Here is a 22724-nt window from a genome sequence, read left to right as displayed (position 1 = left end):
GTTTCCCGGTAACCGTCAAAAACCCTGCGAAACGGGGGTGAGTGGGGCAAACGGGTCAGGCGGATGGCTCCGGTCCGGCCGTCTCCTCGCCTGCAGACACCGCCTCGAGGCCGTCCCCCTCCGTCTCGAGCGTCGCCGCGATCCGATCCGCACTCCGTCGCGCGCCGGCGACGTTGCCCGCGAGCGGGCCGACCGTCCCCGCCGCGAGCGCCCCGGTGACGAACAGTCGTGACCGGCCGCCGTCGATCCGCCGCCAGGCGAGCGTCTCGTCCTCGAGGACCGCCATTCCGCGATAGCCTCGCTCGAGGTCGAGGTTCCGGGCGACCCGCTCGACGAAGGGATGTTCGAAGACGGGGGCGAAGCCGGTCGCGAGGACGACCCGGTCGGCGACGAGACAGCCGCCGTCGGCCAGTAGCAGCCGGACCGTGCCGTCGACCGTGCGTGCAGACCCGATGTCCCCGCGACGGACCGCGAGGTCGCCACGGTCGACGGCCGCCTCGAGCCTGTCGTGGAGATATGGGGGAACGGTGGCGTCGTTGCGCGCCGCTCCGACGGTCTCGTAACGGGCTCGCGAGCCCGATGGGTGGCGATGGAGGTGGGACTCGATGTGGTTCCAGTTGATCCAGCGCGGGTCCGCCTCGGTGACCGCACGCTCGACGGGATGTCGGGAGAGCACCGTCACGGCCTCTCGCTCTGCCAGGCAGGTCGCGAGCTGACAGGCGGTGATCCCGCCGCCGACGACGACTGTCTCGTCGACGCGGGCGTCGGGATCGAACTCGTCCCAGACGTGGGTGACGCCGTCGACGCCCTCGGCCCAGTCGGGTCGGCGATACCGACCGCCGTGGCCGATCGCGAGCACGGCGTGACGCGTACGGATCGGGCCGTCGCTCGTCTCGAGGACGAGCCCGTCGTCACGGTCGCTCGCGGTCGGGCGGATCGTCTCGACGCTCGCCTGTCGGTGCAACGCGGCGAGGTCGTTGCCGTCGATCACGTAGTCCGCGTAGTCCAGAAACAGCGACAGCGACGGCCGACGCGGGTAGCCGGGCGTCGGCAGGAGCTCGTCGGTACGGCCGCGTGCCTCGGCGAAGTCCTCGAGGCCGAACGGCTCGGTGCCGACGTGGTGGACGAACGTCGAGCGGAGTTCGGTCATCTCACAGGCGCGTGCCTTCCGGCGGAACGAGTCGAGCAGCCGCTCGTGTGGGTCGACGATCGTAACCGCCTCACGATCGAGACCGGCGTCCTCGAGCAGTCGCTGGAGCAGGTACGTGCCGTGGATGCCACCGCCGACGATCACACACTCGAGTGGCCCGGAGCGGGAAGCGTAAGACATGGGTGTCGTGGTCGCGGGTCGGTTACCAGTACTGGCGCACAGTATAATAATATTGCCTTCTATTATAGCAAGAGTTATTAGCTGAAAGAGTATGTTATTAACCATGGTCGACGACTCGATCCCCGTCACTGTACTCAGCGGCACGCTCGGCGCCGGCAAGACGACCGTGCTCAACCACGTCCTCCGTGAGAGCGACGAGCGCGACCTCGCGGTGCTCGTCAACGACATGGGCGAGGTCAACGTCGACGCCGACCTCGTCGCCGAGTCCTCGGACATCTCCGAGGAGGAAGAAGAGCTCGTCGAGCTCTCGAACGGCTGTATCTGCTGTGAGCTGCGTGGCGACTTGCTCGACGCCGTCGGCGCACTCACCAGCGAGCGGGAGTTCGACGCCCTGGTCGTCGAGTCCACGGGCGTGGCCGAACCGCTGCCGGTCGCCCAGACGCTGACGATGGGCTTCGACCAGTCCGACCTGGATCCCACCGAGTTCTACGAGGAGACCGGCATCGAACCCCTCGAGCGCTGTCACCTCGACACGACCGTCACCGTCGTCGACGCCCACCAGTTCCACGAGGCGATGGAATCCGAGGAGATCCTCGACGACGACGGGACGAAAAAACACCTCGGCGACCTGCTGGTCGAACAGGTCGAGTTCTGTGACGTCCTCTTGCTCAACAAGTGTGACCTCGTCGACGAGGAGACGCTCGCCGAGATCGAGGAGACGCTCGAGGCACTCCAGCCCCGCGCGGAGATCGTCCGGACCGAACACGGCGCGGTCGATCCCGACGCGCTCGTCGACACGGGCCGGTTCGACTTCGAGGACGCCCGGACGTCGGCGGGCTGGATCCAGGAGCTGCAAGAGCCCCACGAGTCCGCCGAGGAGGAACACGGCGTCACCTCCGTCGTCTTCGAGGCCCGTGGGCCGTTCCATCCCGAACGGTTCGCCGACTACCTCGATTCGTTCCCGGAGACCGTCGTCCGTGCGAAAGGACACTTCTGGATCGCCGGCCGCGGGGACGAGGCGCTCACGGTCAACGTCGCCGGCAGGTCGATCCGGGTCGGTCCCGGCGGCACGTGGGTCGCTGCGCTCCCGCCCGAGGAGCAACAGGCCCAGCTCGAGGCCAACCCCGAACTCGAGGCGAGCTGGGACGAGGAGGTCGGCGACCGCAACGTCATGCTCGTCGTCATCGGGACCGAGATGGACCACGACGCGATCCGGGCCGACCTCGAGTCCTGTCTGCTCACCGCGGACGAACTCGAAGAGGACTGGTCGACCTACGAGGACCGGTTCCCGACGTTCGACTACGAGGAAGCCGAGGAGGAGGGAGACAACGCCGACGCCGACGCCCAAGAAGAGGTCGGGCTCGCGGACTGAGCGTGAGCGAACGACAGCCACGAGGCGACGACGAGGACGCGACGCCGGCGGCCGATCGGACGCCGATCGCCTGCACTGCCGTCGTCAAACGTTACGACGACGAGCCCGACGTCTGTACGATCTACGACGGCGGCGGGACGACGCCGTTGCGAACGACCTGGCTCTCCGCCAAAGAGGGATCGTTCGTCGACCTCGAGGACGCCCGCTAATCCCTATCCAAGACATGTCGAAGGTATTCCAGACTGCGGTTCGATCGAACGTACGGCGGGAGAAACGATACGCGGCCATCGACCGACTCGCAGGCGAGGGCGATCGCACGAGCCTCGAGGTGCTCGTCCGAACGGGCGGCCTCCACGGGGAGTTTCGCCGGTACGCTCTCGACGCACTCGGTGACTGTAATGCGAGCGACGCCCTCGCCGACCTGGCCGGGGAGACGGCACTCGAGCCCTCCCTTCGCCGTCGAGCCGACGAACTCGAGTAGTCGGCTCTCGCATCTACCAGAACTCGACGGCCAGTTAATAACTTGTACGAGGAGAAGCCCCAATTTTCCTAGCAAGGCTTTTTACGTGAAACCGTTTGAGTTGTGAACGACATGGCGTACACCTGTTCCACCTGTGACGAGCAGTTCAGTTCGGCAGCCGGCGTCACCCAGCACGTCGCGTTGCACCACGACACCTGTGCGGTCTGTGACGAGAACTTCGACGACACGAAGTCGCTCCGTGAGCACGTCCACGCCGAGCACTGATACCGACTCACAGCCAGCAGTACGACCGACCCCGCCGAGGGGGATTTGGTTCTCGAGATCGTAGTCGGCGACGTGCTCGAGCAACGCCTGCGCGACGCCGTCGAGACGTACAACCGGTACCGGGAGCCGATGGCACGTGCGACCGTCCTCGAGCGCTCGGGCCGTCGGTTCCGAGTCGAGTTCGAGGGACCGTTCTGTACGACCTGCTGTCGTGACGACTACGTCGACGACTTGCGCTATGAACTCGACGAACACGGCGTTTCAGCCGACGCGGTGACGATCGAAGAGGTCGAGCGGGTCGGCCTCGAGACGTACGAGGCGACGATGACGGTCGCGGAGCCGGCGGTCAGTGAGTGATGATGAGTACGTACGCGTCAGCACGAGCGAGCGACGACCGGAGACGGAGATAGCAGGGCTTTTAGCCGACCCCGGCTTGAGAGGCGAGTGATGCCCCGAACGTCGCTCGAGCGGAGGTGGTGTCGATGACGACCGATCTCACCGAGATCACGGTCATTGGAGACGACGACACCGGACTGATCGCCCAGGTGACGAGCCTCCTCTTCGAGCGCGGAATCAACATCGAAGATCTCGACCAGGCGGTCCGCGACGGCGTCTTCCGGATGTATCTCGCCGTCGACACCGCCGAGATGGTCTGTACCGAAGGAAAGCTACGTGCCGACCTCCACGACCTCGGCGACGACCTCGGACTCGACGTCCAGGTCCGGTTTCCGGCCGACCGCGACCACCAGCAGATCGCCGTCCTCGTCACGAAAGAGAGCCACTGCCTCGAGGCGTTGTTCGAGGCCTGGACCAACGACGACCTCGGCGCGGACATCGGCGTCGTCATCGGAAACCACGACGACCTCCAGCCGCTTGCCGAACACTACGACGTTCCCTTCCACGACGTCGGCGACGAGAACGGCCTTCCCGACGAGGACGAGTTGCTCGATTTGCTCGGCGAGTACGAGGTCGACCTGATCGTGCTCGCACGGTACATGCGTATTTTGAGCCCGAACGTGGTCTTTCGCTACGAGGATCGCATCATCAACGTCCACCCCTCCCTGTTACCCGCCTTCCCCGGCGCGGAAGCCTACCGGCAGGCCCTAGAGGAGGGGGTTCGCGTCGCCGGCGTCACCGCCCACTACGTCACCACGGACTTAGATCAGGGTCCGATCATCACCCAGCGCGCCTTCGACGTCCCCGACGACGCCGACCTAGCAGAGATGAAACGCCGCGGCCAGCCACTCGAGGCCACTGCCCTGCTCGAGGCCGTTCGTCTGCACTTGAACGGCGACGTCTCGGTCCATCGGGGTCGGACGACAGTCCGGGAAAACGGCACGAAGTACCAGCTCGGCCTGCCCGACGAGGTCGACGAGATGACGCCGGATCGGCCGGTCGACGGCATTGGGGACGTCGTGGCGAGAGCGGACGACGACTGATTCTGTCCGCTCGAGGATGCCCGCCAGCACGCTTTATAGTCGGTGGTGACGTACGTTGGTATGGTATGTCACAACAAGAAATAGAGCAAGAGCTCTTCGTCGACCAGTACACGCTCGGGCTCGTCGGTCCCGACCAGGAGTGGGCCGGCACCGTCGCCGACGGCGGGACGATCACCACGTACACGCCGCCGGCGTGTTGGGGGCCGATGATCACGCCGGAGTTTCGCGGCGGCCACGAGGTGACCCGACCGATCCGCGTCGAGAACGCCGAGGTCGGTGACGCGGTCGCGTTGCGGATCCGGGAGGTCGAGGTAACGAGCATGGCGACGAGTACGGGGACGATGGCCGAACGCGAGGAGGCCTTCGGCGACGACCCGTTCGTCGACCACCGCTGTCCGGAGTGTGGCACCGAGTGGCCCGACTCGGTCGTCGAGGGCACTGGCGAAGACGCGATCCGGTGTGCCGACTGCGGCGCGAACGCCTCCTCCTTCGGCTTCGAGTACGGCTTCACCGTCGCTTTCGACGACGATCACACCGTCGGCCTCACGATGGACGACGAAGCCGCCCACGAGCTCGCGACAGACGCCGAGGAGGTGATGGACATCCCCGAGAACTCCCGTCAGCACCCCATCGTCCTCTACGAACCCGACGAGATGCCGGGCACCCTCGGTCGACTCCGCCCGTTCATCGGAAACGTCGGCACGACGCCGCCGGTCGAGCTGCCCGACTCCCACAACGCTGGCGACTTCGGCCAGTTCCTCATCGGCGCGGAACACGACTGGGGGCTCGCGGACGAGGACGAACTCGCACAGCGCACCGACGGCCACATGGACGTCTCGGAGGTCCGCGCGGGCGCGACGCTGCTCTGTCCCGTCAAAGTCGACGGTGCAGGCGTCTACGTCGGCGACCTCCACGCCAACCAGGGCGACGGCGAACTCGCCCTGCACACGACCGACGTCAGCGGCACCGTCGAGATGGACGTCGAGGTGATCGAGGGCCTGGAGCTCGACGGTCCGATCCTCCTGCCCAACGAGGCGGACCTGCCACACATCAGCGCCCCCTACAGCGACGACGAACTCGAGACCGGCCGGGAACTCGCCGACGTCCACGACGTGGGCCTCGAAGAAGAGATGGGTCCAATCCAGGTCATCGGTACCGGCGCGACGATAAACGACGCGACCGACAACGCCTTCGAGCGTGCAGGCGCGTTACTCGAGATGAGCGAAGGCGAGGTCCGGGCGCGGTGTACGTTCACCGGCGGCGTCCAGATCGGCCGACTCCCCGGCGTCGTCCAGCTCGACGTGCTCGCGCCGATGGACGTCCTCGAAGAGCGTGGCATCGCCCACCTCGTGGCCGAACAGTACAACCTATAATCCGCCCTGGACGGCCGGAAACAGCGCTAGCTCGGCGTTTTCGGGACAGGGCGTCTCGAGGTCGACACGTTCGCCCTCGAGAGCGACCCGAACGCTCGGTCGCAACTCGTCGCCGTCGTAAAGCTGAGACCGCGCACGCGGGTAGACGTCGACGAACGCCTCGATCGCGTCGGCGACGGTCTCGCCCTCGAACGCGAGAGAGACGGTCTTCTCGCCGGTCGCGCTTCGCAGCGGGCCGTAGACCGTGATATCCATGCGTACGCAACTCCACGGCTCCGGCGTAGAAAAACGATCGTCCCGTCTCGACGCGAGACGAGTGACACCGAACCTACCCACTGACGTGCACACTCATGCAGTGGCGTCAACCGCACGGAAGGGCTCACTCGTAGTATGGGCCCGTTCGACGAAACCGATGCAGACCGATCCGTACGCAAATACTGTCTCGAGTGCGGGTGGTCGGTGAGCTTAGACGATGCAGACAGTATCGAGGACGTCTCGCGTCGAACGCTCGAGCACTTCGTCGAGACGGGTCACACGATCGAGTCGACGAGCTGTCACCCGTTGCCGTTCGAGCGGGGACAGGGCCAGAGCCAGGGGCAAGAACAGGAGTGACCGAAGCCCTACCGTCTACAGCCGTCGGACCGAACCGATCGCACTCGAAAGCGGCGGGGCGTCGAACAGCTCTATGCCGGTGTAGGCGTTGGCCCCGGCGCAGTACATGCCTCGAGCCGTCTTGAGGACCCCCTCATCGAGCGGTTCGGGCTCGACCGCACAGCGGGACTTCCAGTCTGCGACGTCGCGTTCTTTCGCCTCCGTTTTCGCCGCCTGGACGGCCTCGACCCACTCGGGCTGGGTGCGCTTGTGGTACTGGCGAAGCACCTCCTTCGAGAGCTGGGTCCCCTCGTAGCTGAAGCGGTTCTCGTCGAACGTGCCGACGACGTCGGCGACCTGGATCTCGCCATCGTAGTACAGACACTCGATCTTGCCGTCTTCGTGGACCAACCCCGCCGACTCGGCCTGGTCGGTGACGATCTGGTTTACCTCGCGGGCGACCGACTCGAGGTCGTCGATGCTCGCCGTGCCGGCGATGGAATCTGCCTCCTCGCGGTCGAGGTAGCGGTCGCTCTCCTCGTACTTCGTCGAGAACTCGACGATCGGCTCCGCGAGGTCGACGGCCTCCTCGGGCCACTCCTCGAACGCGAGGCCGTGGTCGGCGGGCTCGGATCGACGACGCAGACTCGAGCCCACGGGGACACGGTTGCGAAAGACGATCTCGAGGGGGACGAGGTAGTTCTCTCCCGCGTCGGCGTGGTAGGAATCGTAGTCGTACTCCCGGCCCTCGTGTGGCAGCTCGGGAACCCGGGTGAGATCGATCGCCATCTCCCAGGGCGGGCTGGTCGCCTCCTCGAGTGCGACGACCTCGCCGTCGTCGACAACACCGCGGTAGTGAGTGGGGACGTCAGCGTCCTCGAGCAGCTCGAAGTTGAACGCGCCCATGGTACAGAGACTCTCGCCTTTCTGGGGGATCGTATCGGGCATCTTCCCCCAGTCGAACACCGAGTAAGCGTCGGTGAACACGAACGATCCCCGGCCGAGGGCGTCGGCCGTCGCCTCCTCCTCGATGCGAAACTCCTTGACACTCGTCATCGACACCACCCCGGGTCGGTGCGGCCGCCGCGTTCCATATCCCTATTGCCGGTGCGGTCGGTCAAGAAGGTTTCAGTATTCGGTCGGACTCACAGTCACTCCTCCGCTTCCATCCACCGGACCGTCTCGTCTAGGACGTCGCCGAGTTCGCGTGCTTCCTCGAGCGTGAGGTCGACGTCGACGTACCCGCGTGCGTGATCGCCGGCCATCACGTCGACGGTCATCACGAGACGGGTGTCCTCGTCCGGTCGGACCGAGACGTCGACGCGATCCGGGTACTCCCGCGGCGGGCCGATCTCCTGGCCCGTCTCGCCGCGACTCACGCCGACGGTCGCCCGGTCGGTCAGTTCGAGGTCGATCGAATCGGTCGGATCCTCGTCGGGGACGTCGGGGGCGTCGACAGGGTGCGTCGCCGAATCGTCGTCTCCCATACGTGGGTCGTCTCGAGGCGCATCCTTAGCTATTGTCCCGCGACACAACAACCGTTAACGTGTTGCCCAGTGGTGTTCGTCTCATGGAACGGTACGACCTCGTCTACAGACTCTACGACGAGTTCGATACGAAGACGGTTCGGGAGTACCAGGAGTTCGTCGACCTCTTTCCGGCCGTCGACTCCCGAGTCGCATTAGAGCACTGGCAGAGCGCAAACGAAGAACTCGAGCGACGCAAAGACGAGATCAGAGGCGAGTTCGCGACGGGCGAGACGCTCGCGGAGGTCGCCGCACGCGCCACTCGCGATCAGGCGTTTACCGCGCTCGACCTCGAGTCGAAGTACGGCCGGGCGGTGAACGTTCTCGTGTTGGACGTCGACGAGACGCTCCGTTCGGCGGGTGGCACCGACAACGAGATTCCCCGGGAGACGCTGCACGTGCTCACCGAATTTCACGAGGCTGGCGTCCCGATCGTCATCTGTACCGGCCAGACCCTGGAGAACGTCAAGGGATTTGCGATCCAGGGACTGGGCAGCGAGATCGTCCACTCCGGGAAGCTGTCGATCGTCTACGAGGCCGGGACGGGTGTGTTCACGCCGGGCCACGGCGCGGACACGAAACAGCTCCTCTACGAAGAGCTGGCGACCGAGATCCGCGACGTCTTCGATACGGTTCGATCCCGGGTTCTGCCCGAAGCTCCCGAAGATATCCGGCGCGGCTGTCACCTGCAGGGCAACGAGTTCAACGTCACCCTGAAGCCGAACTTCGAAACCGGCTCGAGTCGGGCGCGCGAGATCATCGACGAGGCGCTCGTCTACGTACTCGAGTTGCTCGCCGACGCCGTCGTCGGCGTGACCGACGTCGACGTCGACGACGCGAGCGCGTGGACCCGCACCTTCTACGCCGATCAGGATCCCGAGATCCGGAGCGTGCTGGAAGGTGAAGGCGTCCACCCGGACGTCTCGCCCGCCGACGTCCCCGGCGAACTCGCCGACGTCCTCGAGCGGATCGACGTCGCTTACTACGAGGCCGACGCCGCCGAGATCGGCAGCCTCGAGCTGAACAAGGTCGTCGGCGTCGAGCGAGCACTCGAGGTGTTGGGCGTCGAGGATCCGTTCGCGCTCGTGATGGGCGACTCGAAAAGCGACCTGCGCGTGATGCGGTGGGCCGACGAGCACGACGCCGGCATCGCCGCCGCGCCGGAACACGCCTCCCGGGAGACGCTGGATCACGTCCTTCACACCGACGAGCTCGTCTTCGATCGCGGGAAAAGCGTCGACGTGTTGCGGACGGTCTACGCGCTCAACCGACTCGCACGGCTCGGGTAGGGACATCGTTTCGGACGGCCGATCTATCCCCGGAGCGCTCGAGCGCACCGAGTTACCGCGTCGCCCTCGTGCGGCCGGTTTAAACCGCTGGAGTACACAAGCCCGCAGGTCAACGGCGTCAGGACTGTACGGTAGTACAGCACACGCCGACGAACGACGGGGCGATGATTTTTCGCGACGCCCTGGCAGTCGATCCGGTGGCCTATCGAACTGAACTGATACCATGATCCAGTCACCCCTATTCGCCACGATCGAGAGCCGGATCGCTCGCGAACCGACTCCCGTCGTATCGGGAGGTGAGTCCGGATGACGACGGTCACCGAAATCACCGTCTCGGCGGCGAACGTCGCACTCGAGGAGACGTTCGATGCGCTGTCGGGACTCGAGATCCGCGTCGAGAGCGTCGTCGGCGAGCAATCGTCCCAGGCCATGCCACTCGTCTGGGTCGGCGGCGTCGACCGCGACGACCTCGAGGACACGCTGGCGTCCGACCCGTCGGTCGATGCGTTCATGCATCTGCTCGCCGACGAGGAGGGAACGTTCCTCTACCGGCTGGAGTACGCGGACGCCGTCGCCGACCGCTGTCGTGTGATCTTCGACCACGGCGGGACGATCCTCGACGCCCACGGTTCGACGGGTCGCTGGACGCTCCGGCTGTTGTTCCCCGACCGGGACTCACTCTCAGACGCCATCGGCGAGTTCGAGGATCGAGGCGTCAGGATCGACGTCAAGCGGATGGTCGAAGCGGGCCGTGACGCCGACCTCGAGGTGACCGCCGCCCTGACCGAAGCACAGGAGGAAGCGATCACGGAGGCGTACCGTCACGGCTACTACGACGTTCCCCGACGCATCTCGCTCGAGGACCTCGCGGCCGAACTCGACATCTCCCACCAGGCGCTGTCCGAACGGCTCCGGCGGGCGAACAAGGTTCTCGCCAGCGAACAGGTAGACGAATCGACGGCGGAAGCAGTATCCGATTGATCGTCGTTCTCGCCTGCCGTCGTCGATCTATCGGAGCACTCTTGGGGCGGCCGCGGCGTACGAACCGTCATGACCGACATCACGCTGTATGACCTTCCGGGCTGTCCGTTCTGTCTGAAAGTGAAACGAACGCTCGACGACCTCGACCTGGAGTACGACGTTGTCGAAGTCCCACGGAGTCACGCCCAGCGTACCGAGGTCGAGTCGGTGAGCGGCCAGACCGGCGTCCCCGTCATCGTCGACGAGGCCCACGGCGTCGAAGGGATGGCCGAAAGCGACGACATCGTCGCTTACCTCGAGGAGACCTACGGCTCCAGAAACGAACGCTGAACCCGACTCGGGCGGTCGGACCGGGAGCTATAGTAGGCGTTAGAAGTAATTGCTCACTTCTGGAAGCGAGAGTTGATCAATAGCGGTATCAATCGCTGTTGTGAGCTCGTTGAGTGAGTCAAAGAAGCGATTGCTGAGTGCTGCTTGGAGTTGTCTCCAGCACTCTTCGACCGGATTTAGCTCAGGTGAATACGCTGGCAACGTCACGAAGGCGAGGTCGTCACGGGCCGCCAGGTCCGTGACGGCCGACGCCCGAAAATATGGCGCTCCATCCAACACAATAATCAAGTCATCTTCGAACTCTTGGCATAACGCAAGAATGAAATGTTTTGCGTGATCGGCGGTAACGTACTCTTCAAATCGAGAGAAAAAGCGATCACCGTCCTCGGTGATCGCGCCTAAGAGACACGTCCAGTCGCGTTGTCCGGACAATTCAACAGACGGTCGCGTGCCGCGAGGAAACCACGCGGCACGCGGCTCAACTTGGACGGATTTCTTGGTTTGATCGATACAGACTACTGTGGCGTCCATTTCCCGCCGCTTTTTTTGAGTTCCTCGCGGAACGTTTCTTGGTCCTCAGCATCTGATTCGGCGGCTGTACGGCGTGGTTTTTGGAAGCTCAATCCCGCTTCTTTGAGCAACCGCCGGCAGCTTGGGATTGAGTACTCGACATCGTAGGTCTCGGCGAGATGCTGCTGGACAAGCGCCGGCGTCCACGCCGGCGCGTCAAAGCCAACTTCTTCAGGAGACCTGTGGACTGTTTCTTCGAACTCTTGTTGCTCTTTTTCTGAGAGTTTTCGCTTTCTTCCAGACCGATGAGCATCAGTAACGGCCTGCTCAAGCGACTCGTCAGTGTCGAGTCGCTTGAGCCAACTATAGATTGTTCGCCGGCCGGTGTTATGCCACTCGGCTAGTTCGGTCTGCGTAACGCCGTTTTTGTACGCAATTGCCGCTAACAGCCGTTGTGTCGGCTTCCTTCCCTCGACGTTGTCGAGTGCGTCGTGAAGTTCTTCGACGGAGATATCGTCGAGATGATCCATTAGAAGTAGCAACAATCTATGGGCGGAAAATTCTAACGGTTACTATAGAATCAGACCGCTTCCTCGCGTTCGGCGCGTTCTCGGATGATCTTTCGAAGTTCGTCGGCGTCGTGGAACGTCGAGAGTTCGTCACGTTCGACGAGGGCGGTCCCCTCGACGGACTCGCGGCTAGCCCGGTCGACGACGTAGACCGAGCGGGTGCGGGCGACGTGACCGATCGAACTCATGATCCGGGCACGTTTCTCGGCGGCTTTGGTAAACTCCGAGTGACCGGTGAGGACGACGTCGTTCCCGTCGTCTTCCTCCCTGCTGACGGCCTTGAACGGCGATCGAACCGTCGGATGGACCCGGAAGCCGGCCCGGGTCAAGACGGCGACGACCTCCTCGTCGTCGGGGTCGGCCTCGGGGTCGTCGGGGGTCGAATCGGTTTCGTGGACGTCCTCGGCCCCTTCGAGGACGTCGACGGGGTTGGTCAGTGGTGCGTCGAACAGCTCCTCAAGCGCCATCGCAACCTCGATGGAGGCGTTCATCCCGTCTTCGTACTTCGAGACCGTCCGTCTGGAGACGCCGAGTTCGTTCGCGAGTTGACCGAGACTCCAGTCGCGCTGTTCACGCTCGTCGGAGAGTAAGTCGCCGTCGATGTTGACGTACAGGCCACCGGGTGCGGCATAGATAAGCGGCGGCACCTCCTCGACGAACAGGTTGTACGCGGTGTCGGGGCTCAAGACCGGGACGCCGTGACGGAAGTACACCACGTCGGGTTTCAGGTCCTCGTCGCGGCTTCGCAGCCCGATCACGAGCGGCGTCGCCTCGAGGTAGGTACCGAGCCGGCGCATCTCGTGACCGGTCGCCTCGTTGAACGCGTCGATGTTTCCGAGAATCTTCACGAGCACGAGGTCCTTGCCACGACGGGCTGCGACGTCGAAACTCTTCGGACGAATCGCACACCGGTCGCTCACCGTAAAGCCCGCATCCTCGAGCATCGCGGTGACGTTGCCGACCAGTGCGGACCGGGACATAGCGTGAGATAGCGATTCCTCGTATAATAACTTTTCCCTGCCGGAACAGCCGCCGTCTGGCGGTTCGGGTTCTCGCTCGAGGTACGCTTATATACTAGTTCACGAAATCCGGTGACGGAACGGACCCGAAAGGCGTTACCCGCTCGCCCGACAACGTCGGGCAATGACCGTCGTCGCTCTCGACGACACCGACTCCCGGGAACGTGGGATGTGTACGACCTACGTCGCCGTGCGGATCGCCGACCGCCTCCCCGACGTCGAGCGACTGCTGCTCGTCCGGCTCAACCCCGCCGTCCCGTACAAGACGCGGGGCAACGCCGCGCTCGCGATCCACGCCGACTGCGACCCCGAACGGGCGGTCTCGATCGCCCGTGAGGAACTCGAAGAACTCGCCGAGATCACAGACGACAGGACGAATCCGGGGCTGGTCGTCGCCGGGCACGATCCAGGTGACGTTCCCGACGACGTCCGCGAGTTCGCCGGAACGGCCGTCCGCGACCACCTCGAGATCGACGACGCGACGACCCTGATCGAACGCCACAGCTACCGGACGTGGTACGCGGGCGACGGTCGCGGTCGGATCGGCGCGCTGGCCGCGATCGGTGCCTGGCGGGCGTTCGAGGACTGGACTTACGAGTGTCTCTCCTATCGCGAGCCGGATCGCTGGGGCAGCCCCCGGGACGTCGACGGCGAGAGCGTGTTCGCCGCCGCCGACTGGGGCTACCCCGTGGTCTGGGACACCGTCGACCGCGGCGAGAACGACCCCGTCTGCGTTCCGCACACGCCCGGTCCGATCCTCCACGGTATCCGCGGCGACGACCCAGACGCCGTCCGTGAGGTCGCCCGCCGCATCGAGAGCGAGCCGATCGAGCGCCGCCAGCTGTTTTGTACCAACCAGGGAACCGACGGTCACCTCCGGAACGGATCTCTCGGCGACGTAGAGGACGGCCGCGCCTACCGCGTCGACGGGGTGGTCGCCTCGGAGCCGGAGACCCGTCGGGGCGGACACGTCTTCTTCTCGCTCGCAGCCGACCTCGAGGGCGGGGACGATGCGACGGACGACAGCGATCGTCTCGAGTGTGCCGCCTTCGAGCCCACGAAGCGGTTTCGAGACCGCGTTCGCGCGTTGCAGGTCGGCGACCGGATCACCGCCTGTGGCGAGGTGTCACGGGGAACGTGCAAACTCGAGAAAGTCGCCGTCCGCGAACGCGTCCGGACCGAACGGGTCACCCCGAGCTGTCCGGACTGTGGCCGGACGATGGAAAGTGCCGGCCGGAACCAGGGCTATCGGTGTCGGGATTGTGGGACGAGCGCGGCCGGGAAGGACGAGGTCGCCCTCGAGCGTGACCTCGAGGAAGGGTGGTACGAGGTGCCGCCGTGTGCTCGTCGTCACATCGCGAAGCCGCTGGTCCGTGGCGGATTCGACGCACCGACGCATCCGGAGCGGTAATCGACATCGGCCGCTCGGTCGCAACCGTCGTCGGATTACCAGTCTTCGTCCGGAACGTACGGATAGGTCCACAGCGTCACCTGCAACGTCACCGACTTGAACCACGCGTGATACATCTTCTCGACTTCCTCCGCCGAGTGGTCGCTGTTCTCGAGGAAGTCCCGGATCGTCGCGGTGATGGGGTAGATGAACCCCACGAGGTATCGCATGTGGATGTGCTCGACGGCGTCCACGTCGTCGGCCTCGTTCTTTCCCATCCGATGGTGACGACGGCCGATCTCGAACTGATAATCGAGCCAGTCGTCGTCGTAGGGCGTGTCACAGGTGTCACGGATCCACTGTCCGAACCGTTCTCGCACGCGGTCGAGGTACTCCTCGATCGGCTCGCCCGAGTCGGCGTCGGCGAAGTACTCGAGCAGGAAGTCGTGGTCACCGACGAACCCGTACCAGACCTCGAGTATGTCGTCTATCTGGGGCTCGAGGACGTCGCCGGCCATCTGCAGGTACTCCTCGTCGTCGTCGGTGAACATCACGGACTGCTGGAGTCGGTCGAACGCCGCCCGATCGATCGGAGCCTCCGGGACGTCGTCGTCGCCCAGTGTGTAGCCAGGTATCTGCTCGTCACTCATGGGTGATCCCCGCTCGCCACACACAGTGTGTGGTAGCATAACAGTTACCTCGAATCAGCGAAGCCGAAATCTTCGGCCGGCGACTGATACGGTCTGTGGTAACGAGTTACCGACGAACCCACAGACTGGTCGTGGTTTCGCCGACGCTATCGGAGGGCTCAATCTAGATAGCCGAGCGACTTGAGCCGCGTTTCGACTTCGTCCTGATCGACGGCGTCGTAATCGCCCCCGCCGTCGGTTTCGTCTTCGACGCGTGCGAGCACCTCCTCCAGAACGAACGCGACGTACTCCTCGGTCGTGTCGAACTCGCTTCTCGGCACGCGGGCCTCGACGCGCTCGAGCAACGTCGCGGGTAGTTCGACGGTCGCGATCGTTCCCGTCCGTGTCGACTCCGACTGGCTCGTATTCCGCCGATCCATGATCCGTTCGACCCGTGACCGTCCGTCGGCATTGTTATGCCGACGCTATCGACGGTCCACTCGAGTGAGCTCCGACGATGACGGCCACGGAAACCGACGCCTCGGCCACCGATTCGACGACGGCCACGTCCTGTGGAGAACACATTACTAAGTGTTCGCTCGTCTCCCCTCCGGGCGATGACCGAGCCACGGGACGTCGTTCTCGTTACCGTCGACAGCTGGCGCGCCGACCACTGCGGGTTCATGGGCTACGAGCGAAACGTCACGCCGACGCTCGATGCGATCGCGACGGAGGGACTCGTCTTCGAGAACGCGATCGCGCCGTCGCCGGAGACGAACGGCTCTGTCCCGGCTATATTCACGGGCGCGTACACGAATCCGGACCTCGAGTCGGACGCTGCGAACTACACCGAACGAACCCGACGCCACATGAAGACCAGCCGGACGCTGCCACAGCGCTTTTCGGAACTCGGATACGAGACCGCCGCGTTTACGGCGAACCCCTGGACCTCGCGGTACTTCGGGTTCGATCGGGACTTCGATCACTTCGAGGACTTCATGGACGAGAACCTCTCGAGTGGACTCGTCGAGGGCGGTAGCGACAAGCGCGGGCTGGCGAGTGACCTGCTCGCCCAGCTGTTGAACTGGTACCAGGGCCAGGACATGTTCATGGCCTGGGAGTCGTTCTACGACGACGTGGTCGACTGGATCGACGACGCCGACTCGCCGTATTTCCTGTGGCTCTTTCTCGTCGACGTACACATGCCGTACTTCCCCCCCGACGGCTACCGGTCCCGATCGCGGCTTCTGACTTACCCGGCGAACGTATCGCTGTTTGCCGGTCGGTACGAGTCGCTGTTTCACGACGTGCTAGTCGACACCTACGACGACACGATCCGGTACACCGACGACTTCTTCCGTCGATTCTTCGCCGACGTCGGCGACGAGCCGCTGGTCGCGATCACCGGCGACCACGGCGAGGCGTTCGGCGAAAACGGCGTCTACGGACACGGACCGGAGATCTCCGAGGAGACGTTACACGTCCCGTTCGTCGTCGCCAACGGCCCGACGGGAACCGTCGATCGACCGATCTCGCTGCGCCAGCTTCCGGAGCTGTTGCCGGCGCTGGCGACCGACGGCTCCTACGAGCCGTTTCTCGAGCCGACGGTCTGGGCCCGAAACTACGACCCCGCGATCCTCGTCCGCGGAACGAACTGGCGCTACGAGTGGCGACCCGAAGGGGAACTGCTCGAGACGCGCTCGAACGGCGAGTGGACCCCGACCGACGATCCCGACCTCGCTCGACTCGGCCGCGAACTCGTCGAGACCTACGTCGAGAACGAACGCGAACGAAGCCGGCTGCTCGAGGCGACCGATGCGGTAGCCGAATCGGCTGCGCTGTAGCGACTCCGATCTCGATCCGAAGCGGCTGGGGTGTGTTACGTACGTTACCCGTGCATGGACGGCGAATCGGCGCGTTCGGTCGTGTTTAGCTCCGTCGCGACGAGACACCGGTAGGCCCGACGAAGTCGCTCGGAGAGCGCCTGGTGGGAGACGTCGAGCTCGTCCGCGAGCTCCTCCATCGACGTCTCGCGAGGAATGGTGAAGTAGCCGTGGTCGTGTGCCGCGACGAGCGTTTCGTACTGCTTGGTGGTGAGACCGTGTTTCGAGGGAACGTCTTCTGCCAGATCGGTGAGCCGAACCAGGTTCGCGCTGACGCCGCGTTCGAGCAGCGTATCGTACGTCCGGCTGACGTCTTTGCGATCCGAAAAGCGGGCCTGCAGCGTCCACGTTCCGTCCGTCGCGGACGCAGACAGGACCGTCCCGTGCATCTCGGTGAGCAGGCTGAAGACGTCGACGGCGTCCGACGCAAACTCGACGTCGTACAGCCATCGGTCGTCACCGGCCAGAATCGTGGTAGACGACGTAACCGATGGGGCGGTCTCGAGCGCCGAATCGATCGCCGACTGATCCGCGCCAGTGAACCAGAGGCGGTGGCCGTCGGCGGCGATGACCTGTTCCATCTCACAGCCGATCTCCGGGACTGACTCGAATACGGAGCCCATAACGGTGTCGCGAGCGGGCAGACGGATGTCTACAACTGTTGTCATGATGTTCGAACGTACCTACGACAACGATCACGTTAACGCCGCTTCCAAACATGCTAGCGACAGCAATCTCGACTGTCAGACTGGGCAGGGAATCCGCCATCCGGACTCGCTACCGGGTGACGACGGCGCGTTCGACACTCCGTCGGCCGCGGCCTACGTACGGAGCGGACCGAACGCTCTCTATCCGAATCCGATCCATCGCAAACGAGGACCGTCCCGGGTACGATGTCGTTTCCGTGGATACCGGTTCCCTACGGGGCGGTAATCCGCGTCAACGAACGATACTCGAGAACCGACGGTCGTCACGGTCGGCCGCTGGTTCCTGGAGCATCGATCGAGGAGCAACTGCGCGGTGTATTGGTTGCGAGGAAGTAGTGTCGGTCGACGACGACTGCGACGCGAGCGAGCACCGATCGTCGGCTGACGATCGCCGCCACGGCTGCCACCGGGACCACCGTATCGTGGTCTGGGGCCAGCGTCAGACGTCGACGTGTCGGTCGACCCACTCCTGGCGCTTCTCGAGTTCACGCCGACCTTTCGGCGTCAGTGCGTAGTAGTTCGTCCGACGGTCGAGTTCTCCTTTCTCGATGAGATCTTTCTCGACGAGCGTATCGAGGTTGGGGTACAGCCGGCCGTGGGTGACCGGCTGGTCGATGTACTCGTTGATTCGATCGAGGATCTCTTGACCGGACGGTCGATCCATCCCAGAGATGACGTACAGCAGGTCGCGTTGGAAGCCAGTGAGCTGGTCCATGGATCACCCTCTGAGTACCGACCTTCACCGATTTGTGGCTTTGTTATAGGCGCGGTACGTGGTGTCGGCCGACCGGAACGAACGACGTATACATCGGGATGGGCCGATTTACGCGGTGGTCGGGATCGGCCGCCAGTACCGACTGGCCGGTGTCCGATCGGCCAGCCCCTTACTCGAACACTTCGTCGTCACGTTTGCCGGTTCGACCGCGTCACGGGGCCTTTTTTGATGCCTCGCGAGTACGCACGTGCATGCCTACCGATCCCCTCGCCTGGGAAACGCTCGACCGAAGCGTAGCCTACACCTGTCCGGGATTCGATATCGTTAACGAGACCGTTCAGCTTCCTGATGGGACGGAGACCGACTTCGATTACCTCGCGGACGATCCGAGCGTTGCGGTCCTTCCCTTTACCGCCGACGGCGAGGTCGTCCTCATCGAGGAGTGGCGACAGGCCGTCGACCGCGTCAGTCGCGGCCTCCCCGTCGGCGGCGTCGAATCCGACGACGAGGCCATAGCGGCCGCGGCCCGTCGCGAACTCGCCGAGGAGACCGGCTACGAGGCCGAGACGCTCGAGGAGCTGGTAACCGTCGAGCCAGCAAACGGCATCTCAAACGCCGTCTTACACCTCTTCGTCGCGCGCGGCTGTCGTCAAACGGCGGATCAGCAACTCGACCACGACGAGAGCATCCGGGTCACGACGACGACGCTCGAGGAGCTCGTGACCGCCATCGGCGACGGCGAAGTCCGAGACGGCCGAACCGTCCTCGGCGTCTCGTACTACCGGCTGTTCGACGACGACCGGACCGACGAAGAAAGCTGATACGCCGCCACCGTGTGCGGGCCCGGCGGGTTCTGTCGAAGACTCGCGGACCGAGCGTCTGGCGTGTCGTGTCGTTCGGTCTCGAGCTCCCCCTTGAAACGACTGTTTCTCCCGTATTACGGACTCCTCGCTACGTTCGTCGTTTGAAGTGGGGTGAAAATGGGCCGGCGCAGATATCGAACCACGGTCGGAGCAGAGCTCCTCCCTGATTCGAATCTGCGCGCCGTCATCGACTCCCGCACTCTGACTGCCTCGCGTCGCATGTGCTCCGCTCGGCGGTTTAGAGTGCGGGAGTAGTATGGGCCGGCGCAGATTCGAACTGCGGTTACGGCCACCCGAAGGCCGAAGGATGCCAAGCTACCCCACCGGCCCGCACGTTGACAAAGATGGTGACTGCGTATAATTCTTGCTTTGTCAACGGACACGTCGCGTGTGATCGCTTCCCAGAGCCGTCAGAATCGCTCGTATCCGCCCGTATCGAGATAGTGGTGTGTGATCGTGATCGCGTGATCGGCGTGTAACCGCTTCGGTCCCAGCCGAAGATGTCGATCGGTCACTGCCTCGAGCCGCTCCCGCTCCCAGGGCTCGAAGTCGTGGTGGTCAGAGAGGACGAAGACGGGATCGGCGGGGACGTCGACGTCGCCGATCGGGTCGCCGTCCTCGTGGAGGGTGATGACGGTACCGTCGGCGGCCTCGAGCGTGTCCTCGAGGCCACGCCGGTAGAGCTTTACGCCGGGGCTGGGATCGGCCGGGAGCGCGCCGATAGCTTCGTCGCGGTGCTCAAGGGCGGTCCGGACGAGGGCGGCGGTTGAGCGCTCGTCGGGGTTGAGCCGGCGCAGCGTTGCCCCGTCGAACGTGATCGTGAGGTCGTCCTGAAGGACCAGGTGAACGCGGACGTCCTCGCGGATACCGTGTGAGAGGACGAACGCCGAGGTGATCGACCGACAGAGGGCGTCGAGACGACCGGCACCGCCGGCGAGATCGTCGAGCGAGAAGTCGGGTTCGGTGGGGGCGTCGTGACCGATGACGACGAACTGTCGCATACGCGGGGAGTCGGGAGCAAGCAGGATAGTCCTCTCGGTCGCAAGCTGGGAGTCCGGTGTCGGGGTGTGCCGTCGGGTAGACACAGACGATCCCGATCGGGAGAGCGTCACAGATCCGGCTACCGGGACCTAATACGCTGTTAAACCGATCCAGTACCCACAACTGAGCCGGAACGTCGAGGCCGACGGGAACTGGACGCTCGAGATCACGGCGTAGCGTCGGGTCGTTGCATACCCATGCTCAATCGGTTAGGGTAGGGCCACCGCCTGTCCGATATGGCACGACCGTGGTCATCGCAGTCACCACAACAGCAGTTGCTCGCTACACTCGAGGGACGGAACTGCCCGCGCTGTACAGCCGGGAAGCTCGTTCGGTCGACGTACAAGGGGAACGAAGCCGTCGTCTGTGATAGCTGTAACACGCCTCAGGCACAGGTCTGGGACACGGCATGAACGCTGTCTCTCCGCCCTACTCGCTCACTCGCTTGCGCTCATTCGCTCCTTGAGGACGGGGACGTAGCGCCCTCTTTCTCAGCTAACCGCCACACGTGTCGTGATCCCAGTTCGAAGCCTGACCCGCGGAAGCGATCGAAAAACGCAGGAAAGCTACGTCGTTTTCGTCCGGTAGTCGTGTCCGACGACGAGGGCGATGACGTTGATGGTGAGCAATACGATAAATGTAGCGAATTTGATAACCGAATCGAGGCCGATGATGAACATGGGCACGTAAAGCACTGGCAAGAGCGTTGCGAGCCAGAACGATATCGCGGTGACGGTACTCGAGACGTGCATCGGTTATCGCATCGACTCGAGTTCGACGAACGAGCCGTCCTGGGCGGTGATCCAGGCGGCCCGACGCTGATCGTCGCGGTCGTCTCTGGGAAAGATCGCACACTCGCTGGGACCGTCGTCGGGGTCGATCGTGACGTGGACGAGATCGACAGATGGTTCTTCGGGGTCGGTACGATCCGTCCGGCTGTCTGTGTCGTGAGTCATGGCTCGTGGGCGGGCTGTGACGGGCGCGTCGAGCGGTCGTACATCGAACTGGACTATTGTTATCGATCGGCTACTGCCGGGAGGCGTACAGTAGTGCCCGATTCGGACCAGTTCAATAGATACAATCGAGTGACAAACATGACACTAACGCCTGCGATGTACGTCCTCATTATATCGGTCATTTCGCCGACGGTATCGCTCTATCGGCCCGGTAAGCGGTTCCTTCGGCCGGGGAACGGTAACGATCGGTAACGTTGGGATCAGGGGTTCTGCGGTCGCTCTCCGAGCGTCAGCTCGACGGTTCGGCGATCGCCGTCGCGTCGGATCTCGATCTCGACGTCGTCACCGGGAGAGGCCTCGAGCGAGAGGTACGTCGAGAGAGCGTCCGCGTTCGGGATCGGTTCGCCGTCGATGGCGAGCACGACGTCGCCGCCGATCGGGACGGAACTGCCGTGGCGACGGGTTTCGCTCTGGCTTTCTTCCAGAACGCCGTCGGCGGGCGTTTCAGGTTCGACCTCGGCGACGATGACACCAGTCGGCTCGTCGAGGCCGTTTTCCTCGGCGACGATCCGATCGACGGTGACAGGGATGAAGCCGACGTAGGGATGGCGGTACTCGCCGGTTTCAACGAGCGACGGGACGACCCGGCTGGTCAGCGCAGCCGAGATCGCAAAGCCGATGTTGTCTCCGCCGCCGGCGTTGACGACGCCGACGACGTCGCCGTCCATGTCGACGAGCGGGCCGCCGCTGTTGCCCGGGTTGACGGCGGCGTCGAACTGAACGACGTGGGGGAACTGACGCGGCTCCTGGAACTCCGTTCCCGGAACCGCCGGCGATCGGTCGACACCGCTTACGATTCCCTTGGTCATCGATCCCTCGAGTCCGAGGGGGTTGCCGATCGCGAGCACCTCCTGGCCGACGGCCGGGTGCTGGTCGAGAAGCGACAGCGGTTCGGCCGCGTCGGGGACGTGATCGACCTCGAGGACGGCCAGATCGCTGTGAAAGTCTGTCCCGACGATCTCGGTCGAGGTCCAGTCGCCGTTTACGTACTGGAGGTCGACCTCGGCACCGTCGCCGATCACGTGTTCGTTGGTGACCACGTGGCGCTCGTCGTAGAGAAACGCCGACCCCTGACCCTGGCCTTGGTCACCGAACGGGTCGTCAACGCCGAGCACTCGAACCAGCGTGACCGAATCGATCGTCGCCTCGTAGATGTCGGTGTAGACGGAGCCGTCGACGCGATCGTCGGTGTCGATGATCGGGTCGTCGTCACCGGCTTCGAACGACGTGCCAGCGTGGGGTTCGGTACAGCCCGCGACCGAGCCGAGAAACATCGCACCCGCCGCGCCGAGAAACTCACGGCGACCGAAAGTTCGTTCGTCCATACGGGCGTCTGGGACGCCACCGACTTGAATCCTGCCGGGACAGCCAAACGAAAAGGGTGTTATCGCACGCGTCCCGAGAGT

28 protein-coding genes and 1 tRNA gene are annotated in these 22724 nt (G+C 64.2%); 15 read left to right on the top strand and 14 right to left on the bottom strand.

The features are described from left to right. Positions 1-55: 55 nt before the first annotated feature. Positions 56-1330, bottom strand: a complete 1275-nt coding sequence (locus QQ977_RS14270) for an FAD/NAD(P)-binding protein (protein ID WP_285926442.1) — start codon at positions 1328-1330, stop codon at positions 56-58. A gap of 103 nt (positions 1331-1433) precedes the next feature. On the opposite strand from QQ977_RS14270, the gene QQ977_RS14265 reads away from it, so the two are divergent. The 7 genes from QQ977_RS14265 to QQ977_RS14235 all read left to right on the top strand — a co-directional run bounded on the left by QQ977_RS14265 (position 1434) and on the right by QQ977_RS14235 (position 6259). Then, the gene (locus QQ977_RS14265) at positions 1434-2702 is read left to right on the top strand and encodes a GTP-binding protein (RefSeq protein WP_285926441.1); all 1269 of its coding nucleotides are present in this window, start codon (positions 1434-1436) and stop codon (positions 2700-2702) included. A 2-nt stretch (positions 2703-2704) separates the two neighbouring features. Next, a complete protein-coding gene (locus tag QQ977_RS14260; RefSeq protein WP_285926440.1) occupies positions 2705-2911 on the top strand; it encodes a DUF7511 domain-containing protein in 207 nt (68 codons plus the stop codon). A 14-nt stretch (positions 2912-2925) separates the two neighbouring features. Further along, positions 2926-3183 carry a hypothetical protein gene (locus QQ977_RS14255; protein ID WP_285926439.1) on the top strand — a complete coding sequence of 86 codons (258 nt, stop codon included), beginning with the start codon at positions 2926-2928 and terminating at the stop codon, positions 3181-3183. A 111-nt stretch (positions 3184-3294) separates the two neighbouring features. Then, the gene (locus QQ977_RS14250; protein ID WP_285926438.1) at positions 3295-3447 is read left to right on the top strand and encodes a C2H2-type zinc finger protein; all 153 of its coding nucleotides are present in this window, start codon (positions 3295-3297) and stop codon (positions 3445-3447) included. A 45-nt stretch (positions 3448-3492) separates the two neighbouring features. After that, complete coding sequence (locus QQ977_RS14245; protein ID WP_285926437.1) at positions 3493-3804, top strand: hypothetical protein; 312 nt, start codon at positions 3493-3495, stop codon at positions 3802-3804. Between the two features lie 125 nt (positions 3805-3929). After that, positions 3930-4886 (top strand): formyltetrahydrofolate deformylase, encoded by a 957-nt coding sequence (locus tag QQ977_RS14240; RefSeq protein ID WP_285926436.1) that lies wholly within the window; start codon positions 3930-3932, stop codon positions 4884-4886. 65 nt (positions 4887-4951) lie between these two features. Further along, positions 4952-6259 (top strand): acetamidase/formamidase family protein, encoded by a 1308-nt coding sequence (locus QQ977_RS14235; protein ID WP_285926435.1) that lies wholly within the window; start codon positions 4952-4954, stop codon positions 6257-6259. Here QQ977_RS14235 and QQ977_RS14230 read toward each other — a convergent pair. Further along, positions 6254-6514, bottom strand: a complete 261-nt coding sequence (locus QQ977_RS14230; protein WP_285926434.1) for a ubiquitin-like small modifier protein 1 — start codon at positions 6512-6514, stop codon at positions 6254-6256. The two genes, QQ977_RS14235 and QQ977_RS14230, sit on opposite strands and share 6 nt — an antisense overlap. 135 nt (positions 6515-6649) lie before the next feature. On the opposite strand from QQ977_RS14230, the gene QQ977_RS14225 reads away from it, so the two are divergent. Then, on the top strand, positions 6650-6871 hold the full coding sequence (locus tag QQ977_RS14225) for a hypothetical protein (protein ID WP_285926433.1): 222 nt from the start codon (positions 6650-6652) through the stop codon (positions 6869-6871). 15 nt (positions 6872-6886) lie between these two features. Here the strand turns inward: QQ977_RS14225 and QQ977_RS14220 are convergent, their stop codons facing one another. Together QQ977_RS14220 and QQ977_RS14215 are read right to left on the bottom strand one after the other, a co-directional pair. Next, the gene (locus QQ977_RS14220; RefSeq protein ID WP_285926432.1) at positions 6887-7906 is read right to left on the bottom strand and encodes a phosphoribosylaminoimidazolesuccinocarboxamide synthase; all 1020 of its coding nucleotides are present in this window, start codon (positions 7904-7906) and stop codon (positions 6887-6889) included. Positions 7907-8001: 95 nt separating this feature from the next. Next, positions 8002-8337, bottom strand: coding sequence for a hypothetical protein (locus QQ977_RS14215; protein WP_285926431.1), 336 nt, complete (start codon positions 8335-8337; stop codon positions 8002-8004). Positions 8338-8420: 83 nt separating this feature from the next. On the opposite strand from QQ977_RS14215, the gene QQ977_RS14210 reads away from it, so the two are divergent. From QQ977_RS14210 to QQ977_RS14200, 3 genes are all read left to right on the top strand, one after another. Continuing rightward, complete coding sequence (locus QQ977_RS14210; RefSeq protein ID WP_285926430.1) at positions 8421-9665, top strand: HAD family hydrolase; 1245 nt, start codon at positions 8421-8423, stop codon at positions 9663-9665. A gap of 306 nt (positions 9666-9971) precedes the next feature. After that, entirely contained in the window at positions 9972-10646 is a 675-nt protein-coding gene (locus QQ977_RS14205; RefSeq protein WP_285926429.1) for a helix-turn-helix domain-containing protein, read from the top strand. Positions 10647-10715: 69 nt separating this feature from the next. Next, entirely contained in the window at positions 10716-10976 is a 261-nt protein-coding gene (locus QQ977_RS14200) for a glutathione S-transferase N-terminal domain-containing protein (protein ID WP_285926428.1), read from the top strand. A gap of 39 nt (positions 10977-11015) precedes the next feature. Here the strand turns inward: QQ977_RS14200 and QQ977_RS14195 are convergent. Then, a protein-coding gene (locus tag QQ977_RS14195) for an IS630 family transposase (RefSeq protein ID WP_285926427.1) occupies positions 11016-12016 on the bottom strand; the annotation gives its coding sequence in 2 pieces (ribosomal slippage) (positions 11016-11524 and positions 11524-12016; 1002 coding nt in all). 50 nt (positions 12017-12066) lie between these two features. Further along, complete coding sequence (locus QQ977_RS14190) at positions 12067-13035, bottom strand: transcriptional regulator (protein WP_285926426.1); 969 nt, start codon at positions 13033-13035, stop codon at positions 12067-12069. Positions 13036-13198: 163 nt separating this feature from the next. Between QQ977_RS14190 and QQ977_RS14185 the strand changes: the two genes are divergently transcribed. Continuing rightward, positions 13199-14485 (top strand): tRNA(Ile)(2)-agmatinylcytidine synthase, encoded by a 1287-nt coding sequence (locus QQ977_RS14185; protein ID WP_285926425.1) that lies wholly within the window; start codon positions 13199-13201, stop codon positions 14483-14485. Positions 14486-14520: 35 nt separating this feature from the next. Here QQ977_RS14185 and QQ977_RS14180 read toward each other — a convergent pair whose 3' ends face one another. Together QQ977_RS14180 and QQ977_RS14175 are read right to left on the bottom strand one after the other, a co-directional pair. Continuing rightward, a complete protein-coding gene (locus QQ977_RS14180) occupies positions 14521-15114 on the bottom strand; it encodes a protoglobin domain-containing protein (RefSeq protein WP_285926424.1) in 594 nt (197 codons plus the stop codon). Positions 15115-15272: 158 nt separating this feature from the next. Beyond that, positions 15273-15533, bottom strand: a complete 261-nt coding sequence (locus QQ977_RS14175; RefSeq protein ID WP_285926423.1) for a hypothetical protein — start codon at positions 15531-15533, stop codon at positions 15273-15275. Positions 15534-15710: 177 nt separating this feature from the next. Between QQ977_RS14175 and QQ977_RS14170 the strand changes: the two genes are divergently transcribed. Beyond that, the gene (locus tag QQ977_RS14170; protein WP_285926422.1) at positions 15711-16937 is read left to right on the top strand and encodes a sulfatase; all 1227 of its coding nucleotides are present in this window, start codon (positions 15711-15713) and stop codon (positions 16935-16937) included. 44 nt (positions 16938-16981) lie between these two features. Here QQ977_RS14170 and QQ977_RS14165 read toward each other — a convergent pair whose 3' ends face one another. Beyond that, positions 16982-17644, bottom strand: coding sequence for a helix-turn-helix domain-containing protein (locus QQ977_RS14165; protein ID WP_285926421.1), 663 nt, complete (start codon positions 17642-17644; stop codon positions 16982-16984). A 478-nt stretch (positions 17645-18122) separates the two neighbouring features. Continuing rightward, the gene (locus QQ977_RS14160) at positions 18123-18398 is read right to left on the bottom strand and encodes a PadR family transcriptional regulator (RefSeq protein WP_285926420.1); all 276 of its coding nucleotides are present in this window, start codon (positions 18396-18398) and stop codon (positions 18123-18125) included. A 251-nt stretch (positions 18399-18649) separates the two neighbouring features. On the opposite strand from QQ977_RS14160, the gene QQ977_RS14155 reads away from it, so the two are divergent. Then, entirely contained in the window at positions 18650-19219 is a 570-nt protein-coding gene (locus tag QQ977_RS14155) for an NUDIX hydrolase (protein WP_285926419.1), read from the top strand. Between the two features lie 299 nt (positions 19220-19518). Here QQ977_RS14155 and QQ977_RS14150 read toward each other — a convergent pair. Continuing rightward, positions 19519-19591 (bottom strand) — tRNA-Pro (locus QQ977_RS14150). A gap of 80 nt (positions 19592-19671) precedes the next feature. After that, on the bottom strand, positions 19672-20262 hold the full coding sequence (gene trmY, locus QQ977_RS14145; protein WP_285926418.1) for a tRNA (pseudouridine(54)-N(1))-methyltransferase TrmY: 591 nt from the start codon (positions 20260-20262) through the stop codon (positions 19672-19674). Positions 20263-20538: 276 nt separating this feature from the next. Here trmY and QQ977_RS14140 point away from each other — a divergent pair, with 276 nt between their 5' ends. Next, entirely contained in the window at positions 20539-20715 is a 177-nt protein-coding gene (locus QQ977_RS14140) for an HVO_A0556 family zinc finger protein (protein ID WP_285926417.1), read from the top strand. Positions 20716-21057: 342 nt separating this feature from the next. Here the strand turns inward: QQ977_RS14140 and QQ977_RS14130 are convergent, their stop codons facing one another. Beyond that, entirely contained in the window at positions 21058-21258 is a 201-nt protein-coding gene (locus QQ977_RS14130) for a DUF7511 domain-containing protein (RefSeq protein ID WP_285926415.1), read from the bottom strand. A gap of 260 nt (positions 21259-21518) precedes the next feature. Next, positions 21519-22643 carry a S1C family serine protease gene (locus tag QQ977_RS14125; RefSeq protein ID WP_285926414.1) on the bottom strand — a complete coding sequence of 375 codons (1125 nt, stop codon included), beginning with the start codon at positions 22641-22643 and terminating at the stop codon, positions 21519-21521. Positions 22644-22724 lie beyond the last annotated feature (81 nt).

This window comes from Natrialbaceae archaeon AArc-T1-2 (assembly GCF_030273315.1).
Classification (GTDB): Archaea; Halobacteriota; Halobacteria; order Halobacteriales; family Natrialbaceae; genus Tc-Br11-E2g1.
This window is presented reverse-complemented; position numbering and strand designations above follow the sequence as displayed.